Source organism: Dechloromonas sp. A34, assembly GCF_026261605.1.
Taxonomy (GTDB): Bacteria; Pseudomonadota; Gammaproteobacteria; order Burkholderiales; family Rhodocyclaceae; genus Azonexus.
The window spans coordinates 4,264,548-4,276,193 of the sequence record NZ_CP102486.1 but is presented as its reverse complement, the minus strand read 5'-3'; the positions used below and the strand labels follow the sequence as shown (position 1 = coordinate 4,276,193).

The following is an 11,646-nucleotide window of genomic DNA, read 5'->3' as shown; positions in this document are numbered from 1 at the left end:
GACTATGGCAGCGACTTGCTGCTTGTTCCGGTTCTGAATGATGATAAATCCGTGTCGGCAATCCATCGCTTGGCCCAAAGTTCTGCCGTGATCAGCAGCCATCGTGTTCGCCAGCCGACAGGGAAGTCCCGCTGCAACAGGTTGTCTAGATGCACGCGCCAATCCGGTTTTAGGATGCCAAGATCAACGAGGACGCTTTCGCGGAACAAGGAGCGCATCCATGGTTCGATATGATGTCCGAACCAACTGTGCATAGGGCTGCTGAATCCTTTCTTGCGCGTTGTGACGACTTGCTCGGGCAGGATTTTCTTTGCGAGTCGTTTCAAGAGTGCTTTACGCTCCCCCTTGTAGTAGTGCATTCCCAGGGGGAGCCGAAATGCCAGCCGAACCAAGTCGTCGGCAAGAAACGGCACGCGTGCCTCAACGCCATGGGCCATGCTGGCGCGATCGACTTTGCACAATACATGATCAACAAGATAAACATGCATGTCGATAATTTGTGCCGCGGTCACTGCAGGCAGGTCAGATCGAAGGTAGTGCTTGAGGATGTCAGTCTCGGTGTCGTGAACATGACGGAAAAAGCTCGGATCAAATAGTGTCGCGATGTTTTTGGCATCAAGGCAGCCTTCGTACCTGAAATAACGATCGGCATCGTCCGAGCGCATTCGCCGGGGGCCAACCAGCTGCAATTGACGCATCCAATGCCAAAGCCGTGCGGGAGGGCCGGACGGAATCCAGGCCGGGCGGTCAAAATCGTCATAGCGCAAATAGCCTGCGAACAGTTCATCTGCTCCGTCGCCACCAAGTGCAACAAGCGTATTGTTGGCACGGGCTAGGCGTGCCACTTCGAAAAATGGAAGTGGTCCGTTGGGATCGAAGGGTTCATCGAAGTATTCCTGCATAGTAATCAGGCGATCCTCGATTCCCGAGCGGGAAACAATGGCTTCGTGATGTTCCGTGGCGAAATGTTGCGCGATGATATGGGCATGCTCCCTTTCGTCGCAGATAGGTTCGTCGAAACCAATAGTAAATGTTCGTAAGGAGGGGGTAGAGCGCTTGGCCAGCGCGACGAGCAGACTAGAGTCAATGCCACCGCTCAGGAAACAGCCAATCGGCACATCCGATACCAGTTGGTCGCGTACTGCATTTTCTATTTCCACCTCCAGCCTGAGCAAAGCATCTTCCGGATCAGCCAGATCGGATTGCGCAGGAAGGTGCCAATAGCAGTGCTTGTCGAGATGGCCATTTCGGAATGTGGCAACGTGGCCGGCTGGAAGTTTGGAGATGCCAGAAAAAGCGCTTCGGCTATGCGGGATGTAGCCTAATGCAAAAAAATCGCGTAGGCCGTGTGGGGCGATTTCGCGCTTGAAGGCTGGGTCAGCAAGGATGGCCTTGGGCTGTGAAGCAAAAGTGAGCCTGCCGGCATAGTTTGCGTAATAGAGCGGCTTGACCCCCATCGGGTCGCGGGCAAGAAAAAGGGAGCTGCGCTGTTCGTCCCAGATGGCGAAGGCAAAAATGCCTTGAAGCCGCGCTACGCAACCGGCTCCCCATTCCTCGTAGGCATGTACGACTACCTCGGAATCGCTTAGGGAAAAAAATCGATGGCCACGTGTTTTCAGTTCGTTGCGTAGTGCCTTGTAGTTGTATATCTCCCCATTGAATACCAGCCAAACCGAGCCATCTTCGTTGCCGATCGGTTGAGTGCCGTTTGCGCTAAGGTCAATAATCGCAAGCCGACGATGACCGAACAGAGCAGCGCCGCCAGCGAGTATGCGTATCCCGCGCCCGTCTGGTCCGCGATGTGCCAGGGTGTCCAGCATCTTGCCAAATTGCTCTAGCGAAGGAAGGGTTGGACCTACTGATCCAAGAATGCCGCACATGACGCTATATTTACTGGGGACAACTGCGACGTATGGCGGTGCAGAAGATGGGGGAGATCGGCGGATCGGTTAGGTGCAATATTTCGAATCCGGCATCTTCGATAATCTTCCTGAATTCGTCGGAACGCATTGGATGATCGTGCCAAGGGGTGAGAGCATCGAATGTAATCTGTTTTTCCAGTTCGATTACCGATGTCTCCGATGTCTGACCACCTTCGCCATGAGGGGGAAGATAATAGAAGGGGATGAAGCGGTAGGCCAATGCTCTGATGACGGGGGCGCTGTACGTGACTTTGTTGATTCGATGCAGAACGGGGCCGAATATTTCCACATACCTTTCGATAATTTGCCAAGGCAGGCGTTTGGTCAGCCATCTGTATTTGTAACGCCACTCTGCCATGTGCCGCCAGGATCGCTTGTAGGCGTGAGCGAAGAGAATTCCGCCGGGCTTGACTTTTGCGCAGATTCTGCGCAGAGCTTCCGAAGGGTCTGGCGTGTGCTGCAATACACGGTGGCAATACACGATATCGAAACTGTAATCGGGATACGGAATGTCGTAGATAGATGCTTGGGCAATCGACAGGCGCGGGTCATCCAGGAAGGCTTTAGCCCGCTCTACTGCCGTACTCAAGTCAAAGGCATGAACTTCGGCCAAAGGTAGGGATAGAAGAATTTCGGTATCATCACCGCCCCCCATTCCACATTCAAGCAACGATTTTCCCGAAAGATCGAAATCGGAAAAATGAGTACGAGCGAGAATGACATCGCGCAGGTTGTAACCGTGATTGCGAAGATCGCTGCGGATACTGTGCCATTTCTTCCATTGGTAGCCAAAGCTTTCCGCATAGTTCTGTTCGGGGGCGACGAAACGAGGAATGCCTCCAATAATCGGCGCCACGATCTCGCCTGTCTCGATATCGGCTAGCCCTTGTGGTCGAAGTGTGAGCGGCCTCATGGTTTTGGGGGCGATATAGTCAGGCATGTCTAGTCGATTCTCCACCGGCCATGGCAAACGTAGTTTCCGGCGTCGGTGGACAAGTTTCGAATGTGTGGATCCTCCAGTAATACCTTGATTTCGCATGCCCGCTGCCAGGTGTCGAGACGCAGGTCTCTTCCTGAAGCAACCGCATTGATGTAGTACCAACCAGAGGTTAGCTGGCAATTAGGCATGTCAAAAGCAAGGCGCCGCTTACCGTTAAACACAAGTTCCTCGGTTAGTCCGATTGTTGTTGCTAGCGTCACAATTTCATTAGCGGCAGAGCATATTTCGATTCTGAAACGCACATCGGTAATGGGTTGTGTCGCTGTCGTTAGAAGGACAAAACGGATTGGCTGGCCGGTCTTGACAATGTCCAGTGGCTTGCCTTCCAAGTCTACTATTGAGACATGCTCGAAATATAGTAACTGGGTACCCTCTCTTAGTGCCGCCGCTCCAGTTTTCGGCACACCAATCGCCTGATGCACCAAGTTTTGATATAGCGTTAGTGTTTCTTTTGCGGGATACAGGCGAGATAGTGAACCTTGATGAAGGACGGCTGCTCGATGGCAAAGACGCTCAAGCTGATACGGGTTGTGGGAAACAACTATGATGGTTATTCCTGTTTCCTGCATCTGGCGTATTTTTTCAAAACAGCGTTGCTGGAACTCCATGTCGCCTACAGCAAGCGCTTCATCGATGACGAGCAAATCAGGGTCAACATGCACGGCGACGGAAAACGATAGGCGTACAAACATTCCGCTTGAGTAGGTTCTAACCGGCTGATCAATGTAATCGCCAATGTCAGCGAACGCAGCAATTTCGGCGAAACGTTCCTCCATTTGCGCACTGCTGAATCCTTGTAGTGCACCTTGGAAATAGGCATTTTCACGCCCTGTGAACTCCGGATTAAAACCGGCGCCGAGTTCCAGCAGTGCTGAAATTCGCCCGTGCACCTGGACCGTACCAGCTGTCGGTTTGAGGATGCCACAGATAACCTGCAACAAAGTGCTCTTCCCGGAACCGTTGCGACCGATGATTCCTATGGTCTCGCCTTTTCGGACCTCTAGTGAAACGTCTCGTAGTGCGGTGAACTCCCGGTTATAGCGTTTGAGTCCAAGAGAGAAAAACTCCTTTATTCGATCGCCTGGATGATTAAACAATCGATAGCTTTTTGTCAGATTGCGAACCGAGATGGCGATCTCGTCGGGAATGGGCTCTTGCGCTTCAGAGGACATCAGCAAATTCCTCCCGGCTGTGGCGGAAAAATGCGTGGCCGAGGCCGGCGGCAGTGAGGCCGAGGAACAGGGAAATGCCCCAAGTCGACCAGTCCGCCGGGTGGCCAAGGGCAACATTGCGGCAGGCCTCGATGACGGTGCCGAGTGGGTTGAACTGGTAGAACGGTTGCAGGACTACCGGTACGGCACTGGCCGGGTAGAGCACTGGCGACAGGAACATCAGTATCTGCACGAAAGGCGGCACGATCTGACTCATGTCCTTGATGAAGACGCCCCAGGCGGCGAGGAACCAGGCGAGCCCGAGGGCAAGGAGCAGCAGGGGGGCCAGGGCAATAGGGTAGAGCAGGGTGCTGAGGGTCAAGTGGCCGGTCCAGGCCAGGGCGGCGAGCAGGATCAGGTAGTTGAAGGCGCCGTGCACCAGAGCGGCCCCCAGGGGGACGAGGGGCAGGATTTCGACCGGGAAGATGATCTTCTTCACGTAGCTCGGATAGCTGCGCACCGCGGCGGGGGCACGCGAGATTGCCTCGGCGAAGATGTTGAAGGCGATCAGTCCGCTGTAGAGCACCAGCCAGAACGGGGCGCCGCCGTCCTGCTGGGGCCAGCGCGCCTGGAATATCTGGCCGAAGACGAAGGCGAAGATGGCGAGCATGATCAGCGGGTTGAGGAATATCCAGGCGACGCCGAACATCGCGCCGCGATAGCGCAACAGGACATCGCGCTTGATCAGTTGGCCGAGCAGGTAGCGATGGGAGAGTGTGGTGTGAGCGGGCATCAGGAGGATAGAAAAGCCGAAAAATTCATCGCGCTGATCAGCAACTGGGTGGTCGCTGTGCCAACCAAGTTTCCAGCGCCTCTGGCAACTCACTGATCAACAGCCCGTGCCGTCCCGCAACCCAGCCATGGATCGGGCCTGGCGTTTTTTTGCCGAGCACTTCGCTGATCAGCGCTTCGGCCGTGATGTGATCGTTGATCAGGCCGAGTTCGTCCTGGAGCTGGCCGAGCGCGGCGAGGTAGGGCTTGAGGCGTTTGGCGGCGAGCAGGGGTTCGAAAAACTCCAGCGTGTAGCGCAGCTTCTTGAAGCAGATGCGCATGCGATGGCGTTCCTGCGGCGTGAGGGTCGCATGTTTCGCCGCCAGTTTGCGGGCACTTTTGGCGTGGGTGGTGATCCGGTCTTCGACAAATTCGGCCAGCGGCAGCGGTAGCGTGTCGCCCAGGGCATAGATCGCCGAGGTGAATTCGATCAGCAGTCGGGGGTATTCGCTGACGGCGAGCAGACGGGTGATGGCTTGTCTTGCACCTTTGGCGCGGCGGCGGGCTTCGTTGCGCAGGCGCTTGAGGTCGCGGTTGTTGGGGAAGGCGGCTTGGATCGGTGGCAGGGTTTCAGTCAGGAAGACATCCCAGTTGCGGGCGTCGCCGAGGGCGCTGGCCAGGGTTTGCCAGGTCTGGCCGTAGGCATTGACGAACTCCGGGGGCAGAACCGGGGCGAACAGCTTGATCGCGGAGCGCAGGCGGCGCAGCGCGACCCGGGCCTGATGGACGAATTCCGGGTCGTCGCCGGTGAGCAGGCCTTTTTCGTTGCGCTGGAAGTGTTCGAGGCAGCCCAGCGCAATGCTGCGGAAGGCTTCGAGCGGCGTCATCTGCGCGTCGATGGTGGCCGCCTTGGCCTTGAACGGGCGCATCGGCTCGCCGGTGAACAGCTGGTAGCCGCGTTCGGCCTTGCTGGCGATGGCGGGGTCGAGTTTGAGCTGTTCCTGCAGTTGGCGGGTCAGTCCGAATATGTCCTCGACCGTGCCGGAGAGGAGTTCGAGTTCGATTTCGCAGATCGGCGTGCGTTTGCCCCGGCTCGCGATGGTGCCGCGATCGACGGCCAGTTCGATCAGCGACTCGCCGTAGGGGACCTCCCAGATCTGCCGCCGGAAATCGGTGGTGAAAATTGGTTCGAGCCGCTCGGTGGCGTCTTCCAGAAAGTGGCGCAAGTCGGTGTTATCGACATGGCTGAAATCGAAGGTGCCGGGTGTCGCCGGCGTTTCCCACTCGCTGCGCATGGCCAGGCCGCCACAGGCTGGTTCAGCGGATTTGACGGTGAGCAGCCATTGCCAGCCTTTTTCGCGGAAGCGGACGGCGATGCGTCGGGCGTGCAGGTCGAGCTTGGGCGTGTCGTAATAGGTGTTCAGCAGGTGCTGCTTTTGCGGCTGGATCGCGGCGAGCAGGGGGTGAGCCGCCAGCTTCTTGGCGGTCTTCGGATTGAGTTGCAGCTTTAGCTCGATTTCGATGCTCATCTTGGCTTAATTCCTGGGTACTGCCGGACCGGTCGCGCCGTCGAAGCCCAGGGCGGGCAGCGTGGCGAGTTCCTCGGCCGTCTGCACGCCTTCGGCGATGACGGTGAGGCCGATATTATGCGCGATGCTGCACAATCCTTTGAGGAAAGCCTGGTTGCCCGGCTGGGTGTCGATGGCGCGGACGAAGCTGCCGTCCACCTTGAGATAGTCGAGGCCGATAGCGTTCAGACGGCCTATCTCGCTGAACTGCCGGCCAAAATGCTCGATACCCAGGCGGCAGCCGAGCGGCCGCAGGTCGTTGCAAAAGGACTGGAATTCGGCGAAGTGCTGGAAGGCTCCCATTTCGGAAACCTCGAGCCAGAGGCGGTGGGCAAGCTCCTTGCGGGCGGCGATCTGGGCTTGCAGGCGCTGCCGGAAGCTGGCGTCGACAATCGATTCGCCGGACAGATTGACCGCAACGGCCGCCGCGCCCGCGGCAATCCGCTCGAGGGCGAGGCGAACCGCGGCCAGGTCGAGCTCGGTAGTCATTGCCAGGCGCGAAGCCATCGGCATGAAACTGCCGGCCGCCAGCCATTCGCCGCCTTCGCTGGCCTGCAGCCGGAGCGGGCATTCGAGGTGGAGCAGCTGGCCGCCGCTGCCGGCGACCGGGAATTCGATCAGGCGCAGGCGCTGGGTTTCGATGGCGCCGTCGAGCAGTTTCTTCCAGTCGGCATTGGTGATGGCGCGCTGCTCGTTGTTGCTCTCGGCACGGCACCAGGCCAGACCGCTTTGGGTTTCGGCGGTGGCCAGCGCGGCGTCGAGGCGCGATAGCAGGCTGCCGATGCTCTGACCATGCAGGTAAACGCCGCTCGCCACGTGGCCGATGCGCTCGCCGTCGATCATGCCCGCCGAGACCAGGTCGCGCAGCGTGTTGAGCAGCGTGTCTGCCGCCGGGGCGGGATCCTGGTTGCCCGGCAGCAAGAGGGCGAAATCAGCGCCGTTGAGGCGGGCGGCTGCTGCCCCCGGCCGGCTGCCAGCCAGTTCCTGGAGAGTGGCCCCGAGCCGGCGCAGCAGTTCGTCAGCGGTTTCGCGGCCGGCGCGGCGATTGACTCCGGCCAGATCGGCCAGGCGCAGCATCAACAGGCTGCCGGTCGGGGCGGCATCGTCGTCGCTCAACGCGGCATCGAGTTGGTTGAGGAAAAAGGCGCGGTTGGCGAGGCCGGTCAGCGGGTCGAGGGTGGCTTCGCGGCGGACCTTTTCCAGGCGCGCGGCCTCTTCGGCGAACATCGTCTTCAGGCGGTCGACCATCGCATTCATCGCGCTGGCCACGCTTTTCAGTTCCGGGGTCGCGGGCTCGGCGATGCTGACGAAGCGCCGCTCGCTGATCGCCTGCGCCTGGCCGACCACGGCATCGAGCGGGCGTTTGATGCGGCCAAGCAGTTGCATGCCGAGCAGCCCCATCACGCCGCCGCCGACGATGAACCAGAGCAGCAACTTGAGCGCACCGTTCCACAGTTCGCGATGGGCGAACTGGCTGTGGCTGACCAGTTCGACCGTGGCGAACTGGTTCCAGCCGCTGGACACCTGCGCCCGTCCGGGTTGCGAGGCGATCGGAAAGAGGTGGAGGAACCAGGCCGGTACGTCGTCGGCGAGAGCGGGGCTGGTCTTGTCGATCATCACCCTGCCTTCCGGGTCGATCAGGCGAACGACGGCGTACTGGCCGCTGTCATAGACCGCGGCGACCTGGAGCTCGATGGTGACGGGATCCTTCTCCTGTTGCGACAGGGAGAGCGCCAGCGACGAGGCGTTGTCGTTGTTCTTGATGGCCAGTTGCGCCTCCAGGTACTGGCGGGCGGTCAGCATGCTGGCCACGAAACTGCCGGCAAAGGCGATGAGCGTGCTCGCAATCACCGCGAGCCAGAGTTGTCGGAATAGGGACATGGGCGATTACCTCACTCGAAGCCTTCGGCGCGCGCACGTGCCAGCAGGTCCTGCCAGCGCGATAGATTGCTCTTGCTGGACTGGTTGCCGGTGCCTAGCCAAAGCCCCGCACTGTTGAAACTGAAAATCGGTGAAAGATCCGTCCGCCGCGAAGCCGGGCGAATCTCGGTGTTCAGGTTGTCGAGGACCAGCGGGTCCGCATTCGGGGTCGCGTAATAGGCGAGAACCATGTGCGCCTGCTGCAACGGCCCGGCCGGGCCGTTCTGCAGGGCCTTGACGTAGACCAGGCGCAGTTTGCTGATCGGGACGCCAAGCTGGACCAGGGAGTAGTACTTGGCGATCGAGAAATCCTCGCAGTCGCCGCGGCCTTGGCCGATCATTTCGAGTGGGGTCGCCCAGTAGTCGGATTGTCCCCAGATGCTGCTGTCGTCGTCGAAAGCCAGGCGCCGATTGAAGAAATCGTTCACGCGGCGGAGTTTGTCACTTTCGCCGGCACTTTTGCCCGCCACCAGCATTTGCTGCCAGTCATTCAGCAGGGCGAGCCGTTCCGTCCCGAAACGGCTGGCCAGCGCATGTTGCAAACGTTCAAAGTCCAGGCCGAACGCTGCCGGCAGGCCAAGCAGGCCGAACGCTGCCAGCAGAGCAACGACGGCAAAAATACGGAGCGGCACTCGGGCTTTATGCAAGATATGGGCGACGTTTTGTCAGTAATTCGATGGTAAATGCGAAATATCACACATTTTTGCGCCTGGTATGTCGCTACAATCCGCCCGGTTTTTACCGGATTATCGCCCATGCACTGCAGAAAAACGCTCTCGCTTCTGATTGTCGCCCTTTTTCCGGTCATCGCCCAGGCTGCCAATGTGTTGCCAGGGACGCTCAAGGAAGTGGCGCAACAAGCCGTGCTGCATAGTCCGGAGGTAACCTCGAAATGGCACAACTACCGGGCCGCCGAAGAAGAGATCGGGGTCGCCCGGGGGGGCTACCTGCCGCGCGTCGACCTGAGCGCCGGCAGCGGCCGCGAAAGCCTCAAGCAGCCGCCGGACGAGCGGCGCAACGATTTCACGCGGACCGGTTACCTGGTCAGCCTCAACCAGATGATCTTCGACGGCTTCGCCACCCGCAACGAAGTCCGCAAGCTGGACAAGGCTCGGCTGGTCCGCTATTACGAACTGCTCGACGCCTCCGAGAACGTCGCTCTTGAGGCCGGCCGTGCCTACCTCGATGTCTTGCGTTACCGCAAGCTGGTCAAGCTGGCCGAAGACAACTACGTCCAGCACAAGGCCACCCACGAGCAGGTCCTGCGCCGTACCCAGTCCGGCGTCGGCCGTCGCGTCGACCTCGAACAGGCGGGCAGCCGCCTGGCCCTGGCCGAAATCAACCTGACCACCGAAACCGCCAACCTGCACGATGTTTCGGCCCGCTATCAGCGCCTGGTCGGCAGCCCGCCGCCGCCGACGGTCGCCGCGCCCGATCGGTTCGACGGTACGCTGCCGGCCAGTCCGAAGGCTGCGCTCGATACGCTGCACCAGAAGAACCCGGCGCTGCTCGCCGCTATCGAGAACATCGAGTCCGCGCAGTACGACCTGAATGCTCGCCGTGCCGCCTATTCGCCGAAGCTCGATTTCCGGGCCCGTACCGACAATACCGACAACTACCTCGGTGTAGACGGCGAACGCAAGTACAACGTCGCCGAACTGGTCGTCAGTTTCAATATCTTCAATGGCGGTTCCGACCGTGCCCGCGAAAAGCAGTACATGGAGCGCAAGCACCTTGCCCTCGACCTGCGCGAGAAAGCCTGCCGCGATACCCGGCAGACCCTGCTCATCGCCTACAACGACGTCCAGCGCCTGAAAGAGCAGTCACGCTACCTGGCGACCCAGGTCGGCATGCTTGAGAAGACCATGCTCGCTTACCGCGATCAATTCAATGTCGGCCAGCGCACCTTGCTTGATCTGCTCGACACCGAAAATGAACTGCTCAGCGCCCGGCGCAATGCGGTCAATGCCGAGACCGATCTCAGCCTCGGCTATCTGCGCACCTACGCCGGCATGGGCACCCTGCTCGAAACCCTCGGCCTGCAAAAGCTGGACAGCCGCGATCCCGAACCGCAGGAACTTGCCCAGGTCGATGCCGGAGAACTCTGCCCGGCCGATGCCGTCGCGGTCGTTGCTTCCGACCGCAGCGCTCTCGATGCCCGCGCCATGGCCATGCTCGAGACCAAGCCGACGCTGGTGCCCGCCATGCCGGCGCCGGCCGCGCCCGGACCGGAAAACGAGTTGATCGCCCAGGTCAAGTCCTGGGCCGCCGCCTGGTCGGCCCGGCAGTACGCCGACTACACCGCCTTCTACGCCCCGACCTTCACGCCGGATGGCGGACTGAGCCGGGAGGACTGGGCGCAACTGCGGCGCAGCCGCCTGACCGGTCGCGAGCCGATCGAGGTCGAACTGCAGGACATTCAGGTCAAGATGGAAGGCAGCGACCGGGCGCGGGTCGAATTCACGCAGGTCTACCATTCGCGGGTCTACAACGACACGACGCGCAAGACGCTGGAAATGATCAAGGTCGATGGCAAGTGGTGGATCAACCGCGAAAGCTCGACGCCCTGTGCCGGCAATACCACCGGCGGTTGCAAGGGCAGCAAGTAGCGCGCTACCTGCCTAAGCGAAAAGACAAAAGGCCATGCGGCAAAGCTCATGGCCTTTTTGTTTGCTGGCGGCTGGGTTCAGCCGAGCGCCGGGTTCAGCGTAAAGCTTCCCTGCAGGCTGGCTTCGGCCAGGATGTGCCCGTGCATCGCGGCGCGCACCTCGGGGCCGCCAAAGCGCCCTTCCACCGGCAGGCGCTCGGTATCCAGCGCATAGAGGGTGAAAACGTAGCGATGGACAATTTCATCGTTCCACGGCGGGCAGGGGCCATCATAGCCGTGGTAGTCCCCCTGCATGTCGTGGTCGCCGGCAAACCAGTCGGTGTAATTGTTGATGCCCTGACGGCTGCCATGTGCCGCCTGCGGGCCGGGCTTGCCGCGCGGCGTGACGACATGGCTGAATTCGCCTTCGCCAATCTCGGCGAGCGTGGCCGGCAGGTCGATCAGCACCCAGTGGAAAAAATCGACGCGGGGCAGGGCGGCGGGCACGCTGCGCCCCTCCTGGTTCACGTCGTCGCCCTGGCTGGGCACGTCGGGGTCGTGGCAGATCAGTACGAAGGAGCGGGTGCCGGCCGGCACATTGCTCCAGGCTAGTTGTGGATTCAGATTCTTGCCGAGGCAGACGTGATGCACCGGATCGGGAAGGCAAAAGGCAAAATCGCCGGGGATTTTTTGTCCGTCGCTGAAGCTCGTGCTGGTCAGTTTCATC

Annotated in this window: 9 protein-coding genes; 1 reads left to right on the top strand and 8 read right to left on the bottom strand. The window is 60.0% G+C overall.

Annotated features, from left to right (window positions below; all coding sequences use genetic code 11):
* Nucleotides 1-2: 2 nt before the first annotated feature.
* The 7 genes from asnB to NQE15_RS21245 all read right to left on the bottom strand — a co-directional run bounded on the left by asnB (nucleotide 3) and on the right by NQE15_RS21245 (nucleotide 8,964).
* Nucleotides 3-1,820 (bottom strand): asparagine synthase (glutamine-hydrolyzing), encoded by a 1,818-nt coding sequence (gene asnB / locus NQE15_RS21275; protein WP_416336484.1) that lies wholly within the window; start codon nucleotides 1,818-1,820, stop codon nucleotides 3-5.
* 70 nt (nucleotides 1,821-1,890) lie between these two features.
* The gene (locus NQE15_RS21270) at nucleotides 1,891-2,862 is read right to left on the bottom strand and encodes a class I SAM-dependent methyltransferase (RefSeq protein ID WP_265944520.1); all 972 of its coding nucleotides are present in this window, start codon (nucleotides 2,860-2,862) and stop codon (nucleotides 1,891-1,893) included.
* A 2-nt stretch (nucleotides 2,863-2,864) separates the two neighbouring features.
* A complete protein-coding gene (locus NQE15_RS21265) occupies nucleotides 2,865-4,094 on the bottom strand; it encodes an ABC transporter ATP-binding protein (RefSeq protein WP_265944518.1) in 1,230 nt (409 codons plus the stop codon).
* A complete protein-coding gene (locus tag NQE15_RS21260; protein ID WP_265944516.1) occupies nucleotides 4,084-4,866 on the bottom strand; it encodes an ABC transporter permease in 783 nt (260 codons plus the stop codon). Before NQE15_RS21260 ends, NQE15_RS21265 begins: the two co-directional genes overlap by 11 nt.
* A 37-nt stretch (nucleotides 4,867-4,903) precedes the next feature.
* A complete protein-coding gene (locus NQE15_RS21255) occupies nucleotides 4,904-6,373 on the bottom strand; it encodes a CYTH and CHAD domain-containing protein (RefSeq protein ID WP_265944514.1) in 1,470 nt (489 codons plus the stop codon).
* A gap of 6 nt (nucleotides 6,374-6,379) precedes the next feature.
* A complete protein-coding gene (locus tag NQE15_RS21250) occupies nucleotides 6,380-8,293 on the bottom strand; it encodes an EAL domain-containing protein (protein ID WP_265944512.1) in 1,914 nt (637 codons plus the stop codon).
* Nucleotides 8,294-8,304: 11 nt separating this feature from the next.
* Nucleotides 8,305-8,964 carry a transglutaminase-like cysteine peptidase gene (locus NQE15_RS21245; protein WP_265944510.1) on the bottom strand — a complete coding sequence of 220 codons (660 nt, stop codon included), beginning with the start codon at nucleotides 8,962-8,964 and terminating at the stop codon, nucleotides 8,305-8,307.
* A 123-nt stretch (nucleotides 8,965-9,087) separates the two neighbouring features.
* Between NQE15_RS21245 and NQE15_RS21240 the strand changes: the two genes are divergently transcribed.
* On the top strand, nucleotides 9,088-10,941 hold the full coding sequence (locus tag NQE15_RS21240; protein WP_265944508.1) for a TolC family outer membrane protein: 1,854 nt from the start codon (nucleotides 9,088-9,090) through the stop codon (nucleotides 10,939-10,941).
* Between the two features lie 77 nt (nucleotides 10,942-11,018).
* On the opposite strand, the gene NQE15_RS21235 is transcribed toward NQE15_RS21240, so the two are convergent.
* Nucleotides 11,019-11,645 carry a YbhB/YbcL family Raf kinase inhibitor-like protein gene (locus NQE15_RS21235; RefSeq protein ID WP_265944506.1) on the bottom strand — a complete coding sequence of 209 codons (627 nt, stop codon included), beginning with the start codon at nucleotides 11,643-11,645 and terminating at the stop codon, nucleotides 11,019-11,021.
* Nucleotide 11,646 lies beyond the last annotated feature (1 nt).